Here is a 21,060-nt window from a genome sequence, read left to right on the forward strand (position 1 = left end):
TTAATTAATTTCTATGCGTTAAGATTCCGAGAGCAATTCCTTCATCTTTAAGCAATCATTCGGATGAAAGGCTGATGATTGTTTAGTGAAGTCACCCAGTATTTGTGTAGGACTATTCCCAAAAATAAGTATTCGTTGTCCAAGAAAAAGAGCCTCGTGTAAATCATGTGTCACTAATAAAACGGTTGGTTGATAGTCCAACCAAAGTGTATGGACTAACTGCAACATTTCCTTTTTTAAACGGACATCCAGTGACTGGAATGGTTCATCCATTAATAAAAGAGCTGGTTGATTAACCATCGCTCGAATAAGTGAGACTCGCTGTTTCATACCTCCACTTAATTGATGCGGATAGTGTGCTTTATTGTGATAGAGCCCTGCAATTTTTAATAATTGATTTATCCGTTCCACATCAACTGTCTCACTGACCCATGCAATATTTTCAAATACGGTGAGACTAGGAAGAAGACGTGGCTCCTGAAAAACATAGCCTAAAGATCCAGTAGGAGAGCTTATTAGCCCTGAATCGGGTGATATAAGCTTTGCAATAAGCTTTAATAATGTCGTTTTTCCGATACCTGAAGAGCCTAAAATACATGTCACTGTCTGAGGGGCAATTTGTAATTGAAACTGTTGAAAAATTTCCTTTTGATTTCTTGAAAAGGATAGATTCTCAAGGATTAACATAGGCTAAGCTCCTTTCTAAAGATGTACAGGAATAATACTAGATAGATTGCTTTAGTAGTCTTTGTAGGAAAAACTCCATAGCTAGACCAACTAATGCAAGTATGATCGTCCAGGCAAACACTGTTGGGGTATCAAAGAAAACACGTGCTTGACTAAGCTGCTGACCAATCCCTCCATGACCCACAATTAACTCTGACATGACAATTGTCTTCCACCCCATTCCAACTGCTATTAATAGGGCTGAATGTAAGTAAGGTGATACTTGTGGAAAATAAATATCTCTTATCACTTTCTTACGTGAAACTCTAAAACATTGAGCTATTTCGAGCAGTTCTTGAGGAGTTTGAAGTATCCCTTTCATGACATTAAAGAAAAAGATAGGCACTAAAGTGACGAAAATAATAAAGATTTGAGCACCACCCTGTTCTCCAAACCATAAAACCGTAAATAACATCCATGAAACGGGAGGGATGGATTGAGCTAATGTAATAAGCGGTTTTATAAAATCTTTTAACTTATTTGATAAACCTGCTGCGATTCCTAAAATACTACCCAATAACAAAGACAGCAGTATTCCAATAAGAAAGGACAGTATTGTAATAAAAAAGGCGGACCAAAACACAGGGTTTCCTAATAGTTTGAATAAGACAGAAACAACTACAATAGGGCTAGGTAATAGTACGTCAGGATATTTAGTAGCTAATATAATCCAGAGAAGTATTAGCACGATCATGCTACCTGTTGAACGAAGTAGGCTATTCATTGTAATAGAAGTCTTCATTAGGTAATGCACCACCTATAGAGTCAGGTGCAATTTCTAGTAAAATCTTAAAATAAGCTTCTGTTTCATTCCGCGCTTGTTGAGCGGTTTGAAAGTGTAAGGAGCTATTTGTTAATGCACTTTCAATGATTTTTTCATTGCTTTTGAAAAAATCACTCAATAAGGGCAATGAAACATCAGGCTGTTGATATAAATCAGTAATTGCTTGTTCAGAAAGTGCTTGAAATTGTTTAATAGCATGTTGGTTACTAGATGCCCAAGCCTTATTTACAAAAATACCGGTTTGAGGTAATTGTTTGCTAAATTGTTTCTGCCATACTTCTTCAAAATTGATGGCAATATGTAAATCTGTCTGTAAATTAGCTTGCACTATACTTAACAATGGCTCTGGAATAACAACATGTTGAATAGCTCCTGATGCTAGTTGTTGACCAATTTCAGTTAGATTGACAAAGGAGAGCTTAACACCTGGGATATTATTTTGAGCAATTAAGTAATTTGTTAAAATATCTGGTGGACCACCTTGACTAGGTACGAAAATAGTTTGATGTGCTAAATCTTCTAATTTTTGAACCTTGTCATCCGTAGAAACAAGAAACATAGAGCCAAATGTATTGACTTGAATAAGCTGTAAAGGCATACCTTTTGCATATAGATTTGCCCCCATATTAAGAGGAAGTGCAATAAATTGTGCTTGTTTTTTTTGTATTTGAGCTAAAAGGGTATCTGCTGTTTCCCAGGTAATAAGTTCAATATCCTTCTGTTGCTCTGCCAATAAGATACTTGGAAAAATAGCTGGCGATTTAGGTGCACTAATAGTAGCTTTAAGAGTTTGCTGTTCTTCTGAATTCTGATCACTACCCGCAGTTGCTTGAGATGATTTCTCTGAGCAGCCACTAATAACGGCAGTTGTTAGTAAGACAATAAAAAATAAAAAATAAAATTTCTTCAAAATAGTATTCCTCCTTGTTGAACTTCTGTACAATTCAATTAAGAATTATTCTCAATTATAAACTTTCGGAAAAAAAGAACTATCCCATATTTCTGGGGGGAGGTAGGTTTTTATGAAGGAAGCACACTATTGGCAAAGAAAATCTGAACAATGTTTCAAGCACAGCAAAAATTCATTTGAATATCGTCAATTGATGATAGAAGCTCTACGAACACATATAAATTTTGATGCTTATTGCTGTACATTAACGGATGCACATACACTTTTTTCAGTAGGAGCAGTCACAGAACAATCAATAGAGGCGATTCATCAGAAGATTATGGAGTTGGAGTATACGACAGAAGATGTAAATAAATATGGATTCTTAGTACAAAGTGGTCAAAACATAGGCAGGTTAAGCGATTCGTCAAGTCAAAGCTTCCGTTATAAAGAAGTGTTTATGCCCAATGGTTTTAGCGATGAAATAAGAGCTGCATTAACCTATCAAGGACAATGCTATGGGTTTTTAACACTTTTCAAAAGAGCTGAAAATGAGCAGCCTTTATTTCAAGATCAAGATCTAGTGCTTATAAAAATACTGATGCCAATTATGGGGGAATCGTTAAAGGAGTTCCATCATTATATTATTGAGGAGAGGATTCCAGCTGTAGAAGGAGAACAAGGCATTGTTATTTTTGATAAAAGGTTAAAAATTCTTTCAAGTAATACCAAAGCTTGTGAATTGCTATCTATATTAAGAAAGTATGAAGGTTTAGCCGATATACAAGTACCTAAGCCTATTCAAGCTATATGTGCAAAGCTACTAGCTGACAATTACAATTCAAATACTTCTTTAATAGTACCTATCAAAGATACAGGCTATATTGCTATTCGGGCATCACTATTGCTGACAAGCCAACAAGAACAGCAAATTGCTTTATTAATAAATGAAGCATCATCAAGAGAAATGCTCAATTTTTTAATAACGGCCTATAATCTTACCCCTAGAGAAAAGGAAGTAGTGTTTGAAATTATTAAAGGGATTCCTACAAAAGAAATTGCTCATAATCTTGATATTTCAACTTACACAGTACAAGATCATTTAAAGGTAATTTTTCAAAAAGTAAATGTCTCGAATCGGAATGAACTAGTTTGGAAGATCTTCTCCCGATTCCAATTAGATTAATAAGGTGAACAATCAAAAGAATCTGCTAGCTTTCTGGCAGATTCTTCATTGTGTTGAAAAAAGATGATGTCAATGGCAGAAAAAGCAACTTTGCAAGGTGAGAGGTTGATTTCCGTTCCGCCAGCGTCCTTTCCAGGGGGCGTCCGATGAGCCGCTTCACTCACTTCCGTTCGCTCCAGGGTCACATCTGTGACGCTAAATCCCCTAGGAGTGACGCTGGCTCCACTCCAATCAACCATTCTGCAAAATGTCTTTACTTTTTTCATACTAGCATAGCAATCAATTAGTCCATTATCTGGATTCTTAGAGGGGATAAGCTCTTATTTTCAATGTGGAGAAGTGATGCGTGACAACACCCTTCCATAAAGAGTAGTGAACACCTTCACTTTATTTGAAATCCATTTCTACCTTTCAATTGACTGTTTTGTTTTTCAACACTAATAAGAATCTGCTAGCTTTCTAGCAGATTCTTATTGTTTATTAACATTCCATCAGTAGGTGTGTGATTGGAAGCTATTAAGCTACATCAGTGATAGTTAAAAAGAAGCCAATAACTATACTTTAGCTACTAACATCACTAATCATAATAAAAGGTTAAGAAAAATTAACCTAAAAAATGGAATAAATTCATAGTGAAATCTATTGACCTATAATATAATGAAAAAAAGGCTGAAAGTCACCAAATAAATGCAATAATAGACTTTAAATTTGGGTATTAAGGATTAGTTATTAATAGGGTTTAAAAAATCTGAATTTTAAGATAAATGAAGTGGGAGAGATATAACAGACATGGGTTATAACTCTATAATCATTAAGATTTTCAAGAAAAGAAGGGGGTGAGAGGATGAAAGTAGAGCTTAAATCTACTACAAAAGATGATGAGCCATTCCTTTACGAAGTCTATGCTTCTTCTCGTAGGAAGGAAATAGATTCATGGGGATGGTCTGCTGAACAAATACAGCACTTTTTAGAAATGCAGTGGTGCGCACAGCAGACCTCATATAGACAGCGATTCCCACAGGCAAACCACTGTATTATTACTTCAAATGAGCAATATATAGGGAGATTGTTAACAGAAGACTTACCTGAGCAACTACATATGATTGATATCTCTATTCTGCCAAGTTTCCAAGGTAACGGAGTAGGAACTTATCTAATTAGCGATCTTCAGCAAAAGGCAAATGAAGAAAATAAACCAGTGATATTGCAAGTTCTTCATACAAATCCTGCAAAAAATCTATATGAGCGATTAGGATTTCAAGTAGTGTCAACGGATGAAATCTATTTAAAAATGAGATGGCAATAAACAAAATAGATTTGAGTGTTTCCACTCTTTTAAAGCTGCAACCCGTCCATTATTAAAAACTAAAGAGAGGTGAATGTGAATTGCCAATATCAAATACGGCTTTACAGACATATGAAGAAGATTTACGGCAAACGATTCAGTGCTTTTTTAATTTAGAGGGACAAGTCGAAAGTATCATTGTTCACATTGACAGCAATATCAAAAGCTATATTCGAAAAAAAGAAAGAGGATTTTTATTAGCGAGTAAAAAGAAAGAAAAATACCTAAGAGAACTAAAAATACTACAATCGGATTTACAAAAATCTTTAATCGGTATTTCTCATATCAAACAGCTACTTGTCAATGAAATAAACACTTTGCTAAAAGATAGCAGAGAATTTCAGCAAGCTTTTAAGGAGATGCTTCCCTTACTGCCATTTGCACTATCAAGCTATCCCTTTGAGACAAGCCTTTCTTCAAATGTTCAATTTAGCGTATTTCTGTCCCCCTTAATTGAAAAAGAGATAGTAACAAAATTGCCACTACTAACTGCAGCATTTGAATCGAGCCAAGTGAACGGGATAATAGTAACTCTAGAAAAATTTGATGTGAACATAAAAGAGCAAATAAATGAAGCCAAAAGCAGTGTAGCTAAATTAATGTCTAGCGTAACGGAAACAGAAAATGAATTGGATAGGCAATTTGGTAATGTCATCTCAAATTTAAATCAAAGTGATAGATTGTCAGAATCGCCCTCTACTCAACAGGACTTCATTGCTGAGATTAAAAGCAAGGGAGAGCAGTTGAAAATATGGGCGGACCATTATCAAATGTTTCATACAATGCTTGGAAAAGATATGGAATTCCAAGAAGCTATACATCTAACGGCAAAAGTATTAAGCGAAAGTTTAGAGGAACCAGCGCAAATCTATCAAAACCAGAGAATTTTACAAGGAGCTTATCTACTTGAAACAGGCGCGACCTATATGACATTAGCACAAGATTTAAAGCTTTCTGAACAACAGGCAAAGCTGTTAGTAGCGGCATACTTATTGCTAAACCAAGAGAGCATAGTAGTAGTTGCTGAACAAGTGAATTTGGAATTGATGGAGATTGAAGCTTTTTATAAAGAAAATAAAGAATTTTTTTCTTTAATTATTTCCTAAACAGAAAGGAGAAAATGCTATGCCAATTTCGGAATACCAATTAGACAATTATGTGAAGGAACTTCAACCCAGTATTAAAAATATAATTGAACTAGAAGACAAGCTTGGAAAAGCCGGTGGAGATATAGACAGTATTTTATCCAAATTAAATGATGAAGGATTTGATCTTGGTGCATGGCTTGGTGACAATCTATTTCGGACAGATAACCCGAAAAGGAAAGAAACAGCTATTCAACTGTTAAATGACTTAAACAATGAATTAAGTTATGCAAAAATTGATTTGAATATTTTAAAGCATGATATCCAAGATGAATTAAATACTTTATTAAAGGAATATGGGGAATGGAAAACTTACTTTGATAATAGGTTACCATTCATTGCATTTTCCATAGCTGTACCTAAATTCCAGGCTTCTAATCCCTTTCATCGATTAATGCTAGGGTTTGTATTAACCATCGTATTGAAAGATATATTATTACCAATATTTGAGGTGTTAGGGTTAGGTGTTGTAGGTCTTATCGTGGTGGTGGTGTTAATAGATGGAATAATTCAAGGCGAAAAAAGAATGGAGCTATTTGAAAATATCCAAAAAGAAACAAAAGTAGCGATGGAAGATGTTAAAAAGCTAAGGCAGGATATCAATGATGTGCAGGTACAAGTAAATACCTTTTTTGAAGATGTGGCAAAGAGCTTTCAAGAAACAGGCTTGTTAACGAAGCCATATACAAACCATCAGGAGCTAGTATCGTTTGTAAAATTACAGGCTGGGACATTAAGACGTTGGTCGGATCAATATGATTCGATGAAGCGAATGATTAATAAAGGCTTAGATATTGAATTTTCAGCAGAAGTGGTTGCTGCAAATCTAGTAAATAAACAAGATGATAAAAGTGAATTAGACAATTATACCAAGCTGTTAATGGGTGCATACCTTATTGAAATGGGAGAGTCCAATAGTGTAGTGTCTCAAAAGCTTGATATGTCCTTAGAAAGAATTAAAAAAGTAAAAGCAACCTACATGTTATTTAAAATGCATACACCAGATGAAATTGCACAAATCTTGGAAATGGATGTAAACGAGGTCATGACGATTCAAGAGACGAATAGCGATTTAATAGCAATTGTTAGCTAAAAAATAATCTTAGAATGGATGGATAATATGGCGATTACAGAAGCGACATTAGCAACCTATGTAGAAGAATTACAGCCTGCTCTAAAAAATATTTATGAGGTAGAAGACAAGCTGGCTGAGTGTAAAGAGGGAATTGATAGCATCATTTCTAAGCTATTAGACGAGGATTTAGAAATTAGTGCATGGCTTGGTGATAATCTATTTCGTACAGATAATCCAGAGCGAAAAGCTCAAGCAATTAAGCTTTTAAAAGAGCTGAAAAGTGAGTTAAGTGGAACATCAATTGACTTAAATATTTTAAAGCATGATATCCAAGATGATTTAAATAGTTTGCTAATGGAATTCCTCGAATGGAGAAAATGCTTTAAAAATACGTTGCCGCTGATTTCTTTATCAATCGTTGTGCCTTCTTATAAAAAAATCGCTTTAGATAAATATGTGGCGCTTACATTATTTGTAGTTAATCAATGGATTGGAAAAATAAAAGTGCTGGATAGCTTAGTTGCGAAACTAGGTACGCTTGGTGCAATAGCCGCTGTCCTTTACCTTATTACAGGAATTATTCAAGGAGAATTGCGGAAAGAGTATTTTGAAAATATTCAAGCAGAAACGAATAAGGCAAAAGAGGATTTAACTAAGACTAAACAAGAGATTAATCGTGGACAAAGTCAAGTTAATGCTTTCTTTAAAGATCTTGCAATGACATTTAAGGAGACAGGACTTTTACAAGATACTGTTGTAAATCATCGAGAGCTAGTTTTCTTAGTAAAGGAGCAAAACTTTACATTACGCAAATGGTCTGATCAATTTAATGCTATGAAACGGATGCATGAAAAAGGGATGGATTTATCCGTGGCAGCGAGTATAGCTGCTGAAGCATTAAGTAAAAACACAGCGGATCCAAATGAGTTACAAAAAGTCACTAATACTTTATTAGGTTCGTATTTAATAGAGAGTCATACAGATTTAGCTGAAATCTCCAATACCTTAAAAGTTTCTGGGGATCAAGCAAAGAAAATAAAGGCTATGTATATGTTATTTACGAAGCATACACCATCCGAGATAGCAAGAGTCTTAGAAATGGAAATCCAAGAAGTCGAATCTATTAAAGAAGAAAATAAGGATATTTTAGCGAGTGTTGCTTAATATAGCATTCATCGAAATCACAATAAGGGAGGATGTGCATAATGTCAGATCAATATGTAGGAGAAATACGCATGTTTAGCGGTAAATATGCTCCAGTAGGGTGGGAATTATGCAATGGTCAATTATTGACTATTACAGGTAATGAGGCACTTTTTTCATTAATAGGTGTCAAATATGGGGGAGATGGTAGAACGAATTTTGCATTGCCAGATTTACGTGGAAGACTACCAATTCATAATAGTTCCCAGTTCCCATGGGCAAGTAAAGGTGGCACAGAGACAGTTACATTAACAGAGGAAAACTTACCTGCCCATACACATGGAGTATATGCCAATAATATACCAAATGAAGCAACCGAAAACTCACCAGCTAATAATACCTGGGGAATATCTAGCCTTACAAACTATCAAACGAATGTTTCCAGTAATATTGTACAAATGAACAACGAGTTAGTTTCTAATGTAGGCGGAAACCAATTTCATAATAACATTATGCCTTCATTTGTCCTTAATTTTATAATAGCAACGCAGGGACTTTATCCCGATTTTCAATAAAAAGGAGTGAGTATAATGGCAGAGCCATTTTTAGGCGAAATACGTCTTTTTAGTTTCAATAAAATACCGAGAGGGTGGCTTCCTTGTAATGGTCAAATATTACCTATAACTGGAAATGTTGCGTTGTATTCATTGTTAGGAGTTACGTATGGAGGGGATGGCAAGACAACCTTTGCGCTTCCGAATTTACAAGGTAGAGTACCATTACATCAAGGTAATCAGATTGCTTACGGAACAGTAGGAGGAGAGGAAGCACATACATTGACAGTTAACGAGATACCCTCTCATACCCATGAAATAACAGCAGATTCCTCAACAACAGATAAGCCTTCACCAAAAGACAATACATGGGGTGCAGTTAATGGAAAGAATATTTATGCTAAAAACCATAATACAGCTATGAATGAAGCTGCTTTGTCAAGTACAGGACAGAATAAAGCGCATAATAATATGCAGCCCTATTTAAGCTTATCATTTTGTATTGCAACAATGGGCATTTTTCCAAGTAGAGGATAAGGAGGGACTACAGAATGGATCCGTATTTAGGTGAGATTAGAATTTTCGCAGGAAACTATGCTCCGAGAGATTGGGCATTTTGTGATGGCAGTCTATTGTCTATTGTTCAATACAATGCTTTATACTCCATTATCGGAATAACTTATGGTGGAGATGGTAAGACAACATTTCAGTTACCTGATTTAAGGGGACGTGCCCCCATGCACTATGGCGATGGTCCTGGTTTAACGCCAAGGACATTTGCCCAATCAATAGGATCAAGTACAGTAACTCTTAATGAAACACAAATGCCTATTCATAAACATATAACACAGGGGTCCTCTGTAGTAGCAGGTGGCATTAACAACCCCACTAATGCTATTTGGGGTAGTGAGTCAGCGCTTTCGGCAAAACCATATGTTAATTTAAAAAATGCAATTGCAATGAAAGTAGATATAGTAAATCCACAAGGTGGAAATCAACCACATAATAATATGCAGCCATTTGTCGCAATGAATTTTATTATTTGTTTAGACGGAATATATCCTCAGAAGCCATAAGAAGGTGGAGTGAGAATGGAATTAGCTTCTTTTATAAAATCAACAGTATATAAAATATTAATAATTTTAACCATTTCTACAATGGTTTTCTCAACCTTAGGAATACAACCTGCAAGTGCTAGTTCTACAGACACATTATCTCCTGTAGAACAGATGAATGTAAAAAAGGATTCTAACGGTCAACTTTTAGGGGAATATAATGACCCTGCTATGATGAATGTTGCAACTAAAGATTTTGCTGCTTTGAAATTTAGTATTGATACATCTAAACCCATCCTTTCAGCTCAGCTTGCTTTAGCTGGAATAAATCAAGATAATAAACCTTTTTCTAATCTAGAAGTTAGAATAGGTAATAATAATTGGAATAGTACTTCTCCAGGAAATAACTTTCCAGATTTTATACAGGGAATTCCTACAAAAAATGAAGCTGTAGCTCAAGGTGACGGTGAACAAGTTTATGAAGAATTGATTGATGTGACAGATCTAGTAACAAATTCATCAGCAATTATAGGTAATAATGTAACATTTATATTAACGAGTAATTCAAATGAGATGACTGTAGTTAAATTTAGTAGCTCGATGGATTCTGAATTGGCACCCTTGGCACCTACTCTAAAAATTACCTATGGTGATGGTCAAAATAGTGTACCCACCGATATATCATTAAATCCAGCTACAGTAGAAGAAAACCAACCAACAGGAACAACCGTGGGAATGTTAAGTACTACAGACCCCGATGCAGGAGAGACGTTTACGTATAGTTTAGTAAATGGCCCAGAGGATAACGATAATAATAGCTTTAGCATCGATGGAACACAGTTAAAAACAGCAGGTGTGTTTGACTATGAAGCCAAGAGCAGTTTTAGTGTACGGATCAGGGTAACTGATAAAGGTGGTCAAGGTCTATCATTTGATAAATCGTTTACTATCAATGTGACAGATGTCAATGAAGCCCCAACAGATATTTCATTAAACCCAACGACAGTAGCAGAAAATCAACCATCAGGAACCAAAGTCGGAACATTAAGTGCTACTGATCCTGATGCAGGTTCCTCTTTTACGTATAGTTTAGTAAATGGAGCAGGTTCAACAGATAATAGTAGCTTTAGCATAGTAGGTAATGAACTCCGAACAAATAGTTCGTTTGATTATCAAACAAAGAACAGCTATAGTGTTCGAATTCAGGTAACGGATAATAAAGGATTAACGTTTGAAAAAATATTTACCATTTCGGTGACAGAATTGAATGAGGGTCCAACAGATATTACGCTAAGCTCACTTACAGTAGCGGAAAATGAGCCTGTAGGAACGGTTGTTGGTACATTTAGCACTACTGATCCTAATGTTGGAGACACATTTACTTACAGCTTAGTGGCTGGCACAGGAGCTACAGATAACAGTAGCTTTACCATCGATGGGAATCAGCTAAAAACCGCAGAAATATTTGATTATGAGACGAAGGATAACTACAGTGTGCGAATTAAAGTATCCGATAGTACCAATAATTTATATGAAAAAGCATTCACTATAAGTATTTCAGATGTCAATGAAGCCCCAACAGATATTTCATTAAGCCCAACATCAATAGCAGAAAATCAACCATCAGGAACCAAAGTCGGAACATTAAGTACCATGGATGCTGATGTAGGAGAGACGTTCACGTATAGTTTAGTAGTTGGTACAGGTGATACCGATAATAGTAGCTTTATTATAGTCGGGGATGAACTGCGGACAAATAGCTCATTTGATTACGAAACCAAGAATAGCTATAGTGTTCGGATTAGGGTAACAGATAAAGATAGCTTATTTTATGATAAAGAATTTACTATATCGGTTACCGATGTCAACGAAGACCCAATACCTACACTGATATCAACAGCACCAGCCAATAATGCAACAAATATTCCAATTAACCCTACACTAACTTTAACATTTAGCGAAAATGTGAGTGGTGTTGCAGGAAAGAACATTCGTATCTATGGTCCAAATAATAGTTTAATAGATACAATAGACGCTACTAATGCAACAGTAAATGGCTCTACGGTATCAATTCAACCAACTAATACTCTATTAAAAGAGATAACTTATTATGTATTAATGGACGATGGGGCATTTGTAGACACAGCCAATCAGGGTGTAGCAGGTATAACAGCAAATAATATATGGCATTTTACTACGCTATCTCCTAGTGATAATGCCAATTTAAGTAGTTTAGTTATTTCATCAGGCAATTTAAATCCTAATTTTACAGATAGTACAGTGAATTATCAGGTTAATGTTGCTTATAATGTTGAAAATATTGAAATAACGCCAACGACCGCAGATAGTAGTGCAATCCTTAAATTCAATGGTATCTCCATTGCAAGTGGACAATTGAGAACAATACCTCTAAATGTAGGTAGTAACACGATTACCATTGTTGTAACTGCTGAAAACGGAGTAGCAACTAAAACATATACCCTCACGGTGATAAGAGCATTACCTACTCTCGAACAAGTAGACAATGTGGCTTTAAGCACTAGTGGTATTGCGACATGGACAGATATAGCAGGTGAATCTTCCTATGCTGTACAGCTCTATAAAGATAGCTCTCCGATTGGTAGTGTCGTTGACATATCAGCAGATACAACAACGCATAATTTCCTAACAGCAATGCGTGCTGCTGGAGTGGGAGCGTATACAGTAACCGTAAAAGCCAAGGGAGATGGGTTAACATATTTAGATGGTGCTCCGTCAATCTCTTCTAACACACAAACGATTATTAAACTAGCAAGTATTACAAACGGTTTGAACTGGGATGGAGATATTGCGAAATGGCAGGCTATTCCTAATGCGGTGAGCTATGATGTGCTTCTGTATAAGGGCGGTATAGCAGTTGGAACAGCAACAAATGTATTAGCTGGTAATATCAATGAAGGTGTTGACTTTACTACCGCATTCCAAACAAATGGCATAGGAAGCTATACTTTTACTGTACAGCCAAAAGGTGATGGACTACTAATTTTAGATGGGGATCAAGGAGTATCGTCTTCAACAAAAATCATTTCACCTTTAACTTATACAGTTTTATACGATGGTAACGGTAATACAGGTGGAACTGTACCTCAAGATAATGCAATATATAGTCAAAATGACGATGTCACTGTAGCTGCCAATGATGGCGGTCTAGTTAAAACTGGGCACTCATTTATAAGCTGGAATACAAAGGCGAATGGTACAGGTACATCTTATCTGCCAAATAATACATTTAAAATAGCAACCGAAAATATCACACTTTTTGCACAATGGGCAATTAATCATTATACAGTGAGCTTTGATGTAGATGGAGGAAGTACCATCTCGAATCAAACAATAGATTATGGGGAAAAAGCTAGTCAGCCAACCCCTGCGCCAACGAAAGCTGACCATATATTTGAAGGCTGGTATACGAGTAATGCCTATACAACATCATATGATTTTAACAGTGCTATTACTAGACACACAACAATCTATGCAAAATGGAGTCCTGTGATGTATACGGTGAGTTTTGATGCCAACGGAGGAAGTGCCGTCTCGAATCAAACGGTAGGGCATGGGAAAAAAGCAAGTCAGCCGACACCAACGCCAACAAAAACTGGTCATACATTTGGAGGCTGGTATACAAGTAATGCCTACACAATGCCATTTGATTTTAACAGTGTCATTACAGGGAACACAACAATCTATGCAAAATGGAATCCTGTGACGTATACGGTGAGATTTGATGTAGACGGAGGAAGTGCCGTATCAAATCAGACGGTGACACATGAAGGAAAAGCAAGTCAACCGACATCTGCGCCAACAAAAGCTGACTATACATTTGGAGGTTGGTATACAAATAATGCCTACACAACACCATATAATTTTGATACTGCAATTACAGCCAACACAGTGATCTATGCAAAATGGATTAGTAATAATACAGGTGGTGGTAATACCGATCCTTCACCAAATCCTGATTCAGGTTCATCAACACCTTCAACCAATGTAGAGGAAATTGTGGTAGATGTTGAGTCTGGTGAGGGTGACCTAGTTTCTAAAACAACAATAAAACGAACAAAAAATGTAGATAACACTATAGACGATGAAGTGACATTAACTGCTGAGAGCGCAACAGAGACGATTAGAAAATTAAAGGAACAAGGAAATGATAAAGCAAGAATCATCATTCCGGATCAGCAGGATCAAGTAAATCAAGTTCATGTGTCTATACCCAATAATGTGGTGACACTTCTACAAAATGGTGCAGTCCATCTTGAAATTGTCACAGATAACGTCAAAATTGAAGTGCCAAAAACTTCGTTGGAAATGTTTAATGATAATCTCTATTTCAGACTTATTCCTATAAGAGGGCAGGCTGAACAATTGGATATCCAAGAACAAGCAAAAAAGGAAAGGGTTGTGCAGCAGTTGGCTGGAAGTGCAGTTGTTGAGTTGCTTGGTCGTCCAATGATCATTGAAACAAATATGCAAAGCCGTCCCGTCACATTAACGTTACCTTTACCTACTGATTTAACGCAGGAACAGCTCAATCATCTGGCTATCTATATTGAGCATAGTGATGGCACAAAAGAGGTTGTGTATGGAAAGATTGTAGAATATGAAAAAGGAATAGCAGGTTTACAGTTTGAGGTAAATAGGTTCTCTACATTCTCTATTCTTTACTTACCAGAAAAGGAAGAAGTGAAGGAGCCAACTACTGACGCCGTTACACATTCACCTTATATCCAAGGCTATCCAGATGGTACCTTCCGTCCGAATGCACCTGTTACACGAGCACAAATGGCAAGTATGTTTGCCCGTCAATTAACAGGTAATGCAATTCCGCAAGCGAAGGCAACCTATACAGATACCATTCAGCATTACGCAAAAGATGCGATTGAATTTGCAAAGGAAAAGGGTTTGTTTACAGGGGTTACGGCAACTAACTTTAATCCAAACGGCTTGATTACGCGTGCACAGATGGCAACAGTAGCTGCCCGCTGGATAGAACAGCAATGTGTAGATCGTCCTGATGCAGATTTCTGTCAACCAACCTTACAAAGTGCAGTATTCAAAGATATGAGCGACAATCATTGGGCAGTGAAAGCGATTGATACTGTCAATACAGCGGGAATTATGACAGGAGTAACAGCAGATACATTCAATCCAGATGGCTACTTAACACGTGCACAAGCGGTGAAAGTATTAAATCGACTGTTTGAGCGTCAAGTCCTCGTTGAAAATCAACCACCATTATTTACAGATGTGCCAAGACAGCATTGGGCATTTTATGAAATTCAAGAAGCAGCAAAAAAATAAGCTGAAAATTGGGCGCGACGATTCGTTATGTAATCGCCGTGCCCAATTTTCATGATTCAAATAGAAATTGATACCCAGAACCTCTCACGGTTACAATCCTAGCTCTATGGCCAGTGACAGATTCCAGTTTTTTTCGTAAATTACTAATATGAACCTTTAATGCCTGAGTATGCCCAATACTTTCCTCTGCCCAAATAAGCTTATACAATTCTGAAGGATGAAAAATTTGTCCTGGCCGTTGTGCTAGAAAGAAAAATATTTGAAATTCCTTTGTGGATAAGGCTAAAGCTGTGTTACCAATATAAACTCTTCCTGAGTGAACATGAAAGTGAAAATCTTCTATAGTACGAGCATCTTCATCTATTGGGTGTACATCGGCTTTTAATTGAAACTGCTTTCTACGCAAAGAAATTCTTTCAATTGTTTTCATTAAACGTTCTTTCTCAATAGGTTTTAAAATATAATCAAAAGCCTGTACAGTAAAAGCCTCTAAGGCATAATGTTCATAGGCAGTTACAAAAACAATGTCTATTAAATGCACAAAGTTTGCAAATTTACTGGCCAATTCAATACCATTCATTTCGGCCATTTCGATATCTAAAAAAAGAATATCTGGTTTGAGTGTAGGGATGTTTGCTATAGCTTCTAGTGGATTTAGAAATTTCCCCACAATAGTAACAGCACCATTGTCGTTTAATGTAGCTTCTAATAAATTGATTGCCAAAATTTCATCGTCTACAATGATGGCTTTTAACATTTTTTCACCTCTTTTCATCTAAAATTAGGGGGCTTTTTCAAATATCACTAAGAAGTTGGTAGAAGTAAAACTTCTGTCACCAATGCTATACTTTATCCACAGCAACGGGACATCCACTAAATAATTACATGTTTTTGAAAATTCAATAATTTTGAGGTGGCAGAACGCCGTTCGCCGTCCAATTTAATTGGAATATTATCCTGCAAATTTTACTAGCGCAGGTCTATTACTCCTTTAACTGTTTTAGGTTTATTAGTATTCTCGCACCTTAGTAAATGAGATGCATCTCTCAAATCGTGATGTATTATGAATGGATACTTAATTATGCCATTCTACCCATAGTATAGCATGTCAAAAGTTAACTAAGAATAGATAAAACCGTGCATCCTTATCTAATGATAGAAACTTTAATCAAAGGGATTTTGTGCATTTTGTGTATTTAAAGTGCATATACTTACAATCACTCTGTTTTTTGCTTATAATAGGAAAGTCAGAATTTTTTCTGAAAAAAGTAGCCACAAAGTGAGCGATTGCGATTGAAAAAATTATTATATGGTATTTTCTTTGTTGTTTTTATAGTCATTTTTTTGTACGTAAACAATCACTGGCTAGTCGTAAGTAAACATGTGTTTGAATCAGAAAATGTACCTGCTAGCTTCGATGGGCTACGCATAGTACAAGTTTCGGATTTACATGATGCCGTCTTTGGTGACAATCAACGAAAACTGATTGCAAAGGTGAAGGATACAAAACCTGATTATATTTTTATCACAGGTGACGTAATCGATAGTAATCGCTATGATTTAAAACAAAGTCTACAGGCAGTGAAAGGACTAGTTGAAATAGCGGATGTTTATTATGTACTAGGTAACCATGAGGTAGCAACGAATAAGGTGAGTGAAATTTATGAGGCGCTGTCATCGTTAGGGGTACATATAATGGCCAACGAATCGACCGTGTTAGAGCGCGACGGGGAGCGCTTGGCGATTGTTGGAATTGAGGATCCGTTAATGGGTAGAACAACAGAAGACATGCTGGACATTGCAACAGCCTATTTGCCAGATGATATGTTTAAGTTGTTACTAGCACATAGACCAGAAATGTTTAATACGTATGTAAATTATCACATAGATCTAGTATTTTCGGGACATGCGCATGGTGGACAAGTTCGTATTCCTGGACTAGGAGGACTTGTTGCACCAGGACAGGGATTGTTCCCAAAATATACAGCTGGTATCTACGAAGCAGGCGCGACGAAAATGGTGGTTAGTAGAGGGTTAGGCAATAGCTCCGTACCATATCGTATTTTTAATCTACCAGAAATTATTGTGATGGATTTAAAGAAAAAATAAGCACTGCGTAAAATCTACGCAGTGCTTTCAATTTGTTTGCGTTCTATACGTTTAACGAGATAGATACTTATTTCATATAAAATAATCATTGGTATTAATACAAGTAGCTGGCTTATAAAGTCTGGTGGCGTGATAACAGCAGAGCCTACGCCCATAGCGATATAAGACCAGCCCCGTATCTTTTTCATGGATTCAGCAGTCAGTACACCAATGGCTGATAAGAATAGGGCAACAATCGGTAACTCGAATAATAAACCAAGCGGTACTGTGGTCATGATTAAAAAGTGCATATATTCATTTGCTGATACCATGACATCGAAATTGGTAGCCCCAACGCTTACTAAGAATGTATAGCTAAGTGGGTTTACGACGAAATAACCAAAAGCTATCCCTACTAAAAAAAGAATTAGCATGATCGGTGCATAGAGGCCTAAAAATCGACTTTCCTCTTCCTTTAAGCCTGGTTTTATAAAGCTCCACAGAAAATGGACAAGAAAAGGCATTGCAAGACCAAATGCTAAAGTAGTTGAAATCGTCATGTAAAATTTAACTACTTCTAGGGGTCCTAAAATAACGAGTGAGTGACCTCGCGTTATGAAAGGAAACCAAATATTAATTGTGGAAAAGACAACAATGAAAAATAGAATAAAAACCGTTAGCCCTTTGATAATCTGCTTACGTAAATCAGTAAGATGCTCCAATAATGAAGTAACAGGTATCAGGGGCTCAGTTGAAACATGATCCTCTTCAATTGCTACCACAGGTATTTCAATTAAAGCCTCCACAGGTGCTGGAGGCTCGGCTTGAGGTTTGTCAAGAGGGCTTAAATATTTTCTTTTTCCGTCTTCATATGGATCCATAGGAACCCCTCCTACGAAGCATCAGATTTTTTTTCGACCTTTTTCACGGTATCCTCTTCATCATCCATAAGCCCCTTAGTAGACTTTTTAAATTCTGCAAACGTTTTACCAACTGCTCCACCGATTTCAGGTAATTTTTTCGGACCAAATACAATTAATACAATAACTAAAATAATGATTAATCCAGGTACTCCAATTGCTCCAAGACCTCCCATAAGTCTTGCCTCCCTTATAATGTTTTTTTACACTAAAGACCCACCTGATTGACTATATTTAATAACCCCTTCAGCACAACGGTAGGCAAGCGCACCTAATGTGCCTGTTGGATTGTAACCACTATTGTGTGCAAAGTTTCCCGCACTTACTGCGAAAAGATTATCAACATCCCAGTGCTGTAAGTAATTATTCACAACGCCTTGTTCGGGTGTTAAACTCATCACCGTTCCACCAGTGTTATGCGTTGTTTGGTAAGGTACGATATTATAATCGGTAATTTCCGCGTTAGGGACGATTGTTTTTGCACCCATTTCCTTCATAATATCCGCTGCACGTGCAGAGATATATTTATGAAGTGCACGATCCTGCCCAGTAAAATTGTACGTTAATTGCATTAATGGCAAGCCGTAAGCATCCTTATAGGTAGGATCCAGTGATAGATAGTTTTGCTTATGTGGCATAGATGCTCCTTGCGCACCAATACCGAATGAGCGTGTATAGTAATAAATAGATTGCTTTTTAAATTCTGGTCCCCAAGTAGGTGTATCTGGCGGTGTTGGATTGGAACCGATTGGTCGAGTGCCTGTCTGTGTAAGCGCAATATTTCCTCCGTGAATAAAATCTAAATCACTATGGTCAAAATTATCCCCATTGTAGTCGTCTATACACATGCCTAATGAACCTGCGCCCATAAATGTATTGTATTGTTCCTCGAAGAACCCAGCGGCACCAGGCAAGATTTGATAGCAATAGTTTCTGCCAAGTGTTCCTTTACCAGTAGTAGGGTCATATCTTTCACCTATGTCAGAGACCATTAATAGCTTGGCATTATTAAAGACATAACTAGTTAATACAACAGCATTAGCAGGCTGAATGAATTCTTCTCCCGAAACGGTATCGATATATCTAACACCTGTAGCCTTATTACCCTGCTTTAAAATTTCTACAACATTGGAATTGAAGCGTAAATCAAAATTTCCTGTCTTCAGAGCAGTAGGGACAACCGTAATTTCTGCAGATGATTTTGCACCGTATTCGCATCCAAAACGTTCACAAAAACCGCAATATTGGCAAGCATTGATCGTTTCGCCATCTGGATTTTTATAAACCTCTGACACGTTGGCTGAAGGTACCATATAAGGTGTTAGCTTCAGGTTTGCTGCAGCTTTTTCGAATTGTGCAAGCATAGGCGTTTTTTTCATAGGCGGTGTTGGATAGGGATTCGAGCGCTTCCCACTAAATTTATTTTTATCATCCCCTGAAATACCAGCTGTTTTCTCGAACTTATCGAAATAGGGCTCAAGTTGATCATATGTTAAACCCCAATCCTGAATCAGATAATCTGGCCCAAGCTTATTAGGCCCGTAACGTTTATCTGTTAACGTTTTGATTTGAAAATCATAGGGTAAAAATCGATAAGTCATCCCATTCCAGTGTGTTCCTGATCCGCCCAGACCCTCTCCAAGCAAAAAGGAGCCAAGCTGACGCATTGGCAATGCTTTCATATTTCGATCATTACGAAAGCTTACCGTTTCTTTGGATAGATTTTGCATTAAATCATAACGAATGGCATAACGGTATTCATCATGAACATTTAAGTAATCTTCGGTACCACGCTTTTGACCACGCTCTAAACCGACTACCTTTAAGCCAGCTTTGGCACACTCGGCAGCAACGATACCGCCTGTCCAACCTACACCAACTGTTACCACGTCTACACTTGGTAATGTTTTAGCCATTTTCTAACCCCCTTAATGGTTGCCTAATGGATTAGGCTCGATTTTTTGGAATTTCGCATCTTCTATTTGTGTAATATAGGCCATTTGGTGACCAGGGAAGCCCTTCATGCGCCAGCCATCCATATTACGATTTCCTCCATACATTGGGTCAGAATAAGCTCCCTCTAATGTAGCCGCGCGTAATAGTGCAAAGAAGAACGCGGATGTAACCCCAACCATTTCTATGTCACCCTTTTGAAACGCTGTTAATATCTCATCCATTTGTTTGCCATCTATATCGTTAAAGCTTTTTTTATAACGCTTTTGTGCTTCGTCCTCCATTTTTTGAATACCCTGCCTAAAAATTTCCGCTCGCGTTAAGCGGCTCTGATAGCCTTGAGTTGGGGCACCCACATCGAATGGACCTTGCATATATTCTTTAGAGTTACTCCCATAATTTCCTGCAAGCTGATGATCGATAAAATAGGGAACATCTAAACCTATAGCACCTGGTCCCAAATCGTCTTCTGGGAAGATACGTTCTGTGGCCTTTGATAAGATACTAAAATCTCTTTCGTTTCTAAAAAACATCTTAGCCTTAGGTGAACCTGTTGCCTCATTCGTTGTTTCATGACCACCATGCTCCAAGGTAGAAGTGCCTTTACCATGGATGTTGTAGCCTACTAGACCTCCAATTAATCCACCACCGACTAATGTACCAGCAGCAATACCTGTTGTTTTTAAAAAGTCTCGACGAGAAACATTGTTTTTGTCTGAACTCATAGAAATCCTCCCCTCAAAATGTTTTAAACGGATCCTATCTTTAATAATCAGCAAAAAATGTGAATTATAATCAATTTTTGTTGGAAAATGTTTTAATTTCATCCATTGGATTTATGTACCCTGTCTTTTTAT

General features: G+C 36.9%; 18 protein-coding genes. 10 read left to right on the top strand and 8 right to left on the bottom strand.

Annotation, left to right across the window (positions count from 1 at the left end; all coding sequences use genetic code 11):
• Positions 1-18: 18 nt before the first annotated feature.
• From JTI58_RS09825 to JTI58_RS09835, 3 genes are read right to left on the bottom strand one after another with little or no spacing between them, the layout of a single operon-like run.
• Positions 19-687, bottom strand: coding sequence for an ABC transporter ATP-binding protein (locus tag JTI58_RS09825; protein ID WP_205446427.1), 669 nt, complete (start codon positions 685-687; stop codon positions 19-21).
• Between the two features lie 37 nt (positions 688-724).
• Positions 725-1,468: an ABC transporter permease gene (locus JTI58_RS09830; RefSeq protein ID WP_205446428.1), complete on the bottom strand. Its 744-nt coding sequence runs from the start codon at positions 1,466-1,468 to the stop codon at positions 725-727.
• Complete coding sequence (locus JTI58_RS09835; protein ID WP_205446429.1) at positions 1,443-2,420, bottom strand: ABC transporter substrate-binding protein; 978 nt, start codon at positions 2,418-2,420, stop codon at positions 1,443-1,445. The genes JTI58_RS09830 and JTI58_RS09835 overlap by 26 nt, the downstream gene beginning before the upstream one ends.
• A gap of 112 nt (positions 2,421-2,532) precedes the next feature.
• On the opposite strand from JTI58_RS09835, the gene JTI58_RS09840 reads away from it, so the two are divergent.
• The 9 genes from JTI58_RS09840 (at position 2,533) to JTI58_RS09880 (ending at position 15,242) form a co-directional block, all read left to right on the top strand.
• Entirely contained in the window at positions 2,533-3,585 is a 1,053-nt protein-coding gene (locus JTI58_RS09840) for a helix-turn-helix transcriptional regulator (RefSeq protein WP_205446430.1), read from the top strand.
• 844 nt (positions 3,586-4,429) lie between these two features.
• Positions 4,430-4,891 carry a GNAT family N-acetyltransferase gene (locus JTI58_RS09845; RefSeq protein WP_205446431.1) on the top strand — a complete coding sequence of 154 codons (462 nt, stop codon included), beginning with the start codon at positions 4,430-4,432 and terminating at the stop codon, positions 4,889-4,891.
• Positions 4,892-4,971: 80 nt separating this feature from the next.
• Entirely contained in the window at positions 4,972-6,036 is a 1,065-nt protein-coding gene (locus tag JTI58_RS09850; RefSeq protein ID WP_205446432.1) for a hypothetical protein, read from the top strand.
• Positions 6,037-6,055: 19 nt separating this feature from the next.
• Positions 6,056-7,168, top strand: a complete 1,113-nt coding sequence (locus JTI58_RS09855) for a hypothetical protein (protein WP_205446433.1) — start codon at positions 6,056-6,058, stop codon at positions 7,166-7,168.
• 27 nt (positions 7,169-7,195) lie between these two features.
• Complete coding sequence (locus tag JTI58_RS09860) at positions 7,196-8,314, top strand: hypothetical protein (protein ID WP_205446434.1); 1,119 nt, start codon at positions 7,196-7,198, stop codon at positions 8,312-8,314.
• Positions 8,315-8,355: 41 nt separating this feature from the next.
• Positions 8,356-8,868: a phage tail protein gene (locus JTI58_RS09865; RefSeq protein ID WP_205446435.1), complete on the top strand. Its 513-nt coding sequence runs from the start codon at positions 8,356-8,358 to the stop codon at positions 8,866-8,868.
• Between the two features lie 15 nt (positions 8,869-8,883).
• A complete protein-coding gene (locus JTI58_RS09870) occupies positions 8,884-9,384 on the top strand; it encodes a phage tail protein (protein ID WP_205446436.1) in 501 nt (166 codons plus the stop codon).
• Positions 9,385-9,398: 14 nt separating this feature from the next.
• Positions 9,399-9,923 (top strand): phage tail protein, encoded by a 525-nt coding sequence (locus JTI58_RS09875; RefSeq protein ID WP_205446437.1) that lies wholly within the window; start codon positions 9,399-9,401, stop codon positions 9,921-9,923.
• A gap of 15 nt (positions 9,924-9,938) precedes the next feature.
• Positions 9,939-15,242, top strand: coding sequence for an InlB B-repeat-containing protein (locus JTI58_RS09880; RefSeq protein ID WP_205446438.1), 5,304 nt, complete (start codon positions 9,939-9,941; stop codon positions 15,240-15,242).
• Positions 15,243-15,291: 49 nt separating this feature from the next.
• On the opposite strand, the gene JTI58_RS09885 is transcribed toward JTI58_RS09880, so the two are convergent.
• Entirely contained in the window at positions 15,292-15,999 is a 708-nt protein-coding gene (locus JTI58_RS09885; RefSeq protein WP_205446439.1) for a response regulator transcription factor, read from the bottom strand.
• Positions 16,000-16,535: 536 nt separating this feature from the next.
• On the opposite strand from JTI58_RS09885, the gene JTI58_RS09890 reads away from it, so the two are divergent.
• Positions 16,536-17,351 (top strand): metallophosphoesterase, encoded by an 816-nt coding sequence (locus JTI58_RS09890; RefSeq protein WP_205446440.1) that lies wholly within the window; start codon positions 16,536-16,538, stop codon positions 17,349-17,351.
• A gap of 14 nt (positions 17,352-17,365) precedes the next feature.
• Here the strand turns inward: JTI58_RS09890 and tatC are convergent, their stop codons facing one another.
• The 4 genes from tatC to JTI58_RS09910 are packed head-to-tail and all read right to left on the bottom strand — an operon-like array spanning position 17,366 to position 20,928.
• The gene (gene tatC / locus JTI58_RS09895) at positions 17,366-18,211 is read right to left on the bottom strand and encodes a twin-arginine translocase subunit TatC (protein WP_205446441.1); all 846 of its coding nucleotides are present in this window, start codon (positions 18,209-18,211) and stop codon (positions 17,366-17,368) included.
• 11 nt (positions 18,212-18,222) lie between these two features.
• Entirely contained in the window at positions 18,223-18,426 is a 204-nt protein-coding gene (gene tatA, locus JTI58_RS09900) for a twin-arginine translocase TatA/TatE family subunit (RefSeq protein WP_205446442.1), read from the bottom strand.
• 27 nt (positions 18,427-18,453) lie between these two features.
• The gene (locus JTI58_RS09905) at positions 18,454-20,166 is read right to left on the bottom strand and encodes a GMC family oxidoreductase (RefSeq protein WP_205446443.1); all 1,713 of its coding nucleotides are present in this window, start codon (positions 20,164-20,166) and stop codon (positions 18,454-18,456) included.
• 12 nt (positions 20,167-20,178) lie between these two features.
• The gene (locus tag JTI58_RS09910) at positions 20,179-20,928 is read right to left on the bottom strand and encodes a gluconate 2-dehydrogenase subunit 3 family protein (protein WP_205446444.1); all 750 of its coding nucleotides are present in this window, start codon (positions 20,926-20,928) and stop codon (positions 20,179-20,181) included.
• Positions 20,929-21,060 lie beyond the last annotated feature (132 nt).

The sequence above is a fragment of the Lysinibacillus fusiformis genome, from assembly GCF_016925635.1.
Taxonomy (GTDB): Bacteria; Bacillota; Bacilli; order Bacillales_A; family Planococcaceae; genus Lysinibacillus; species Lysinibacillus fusiformis_F.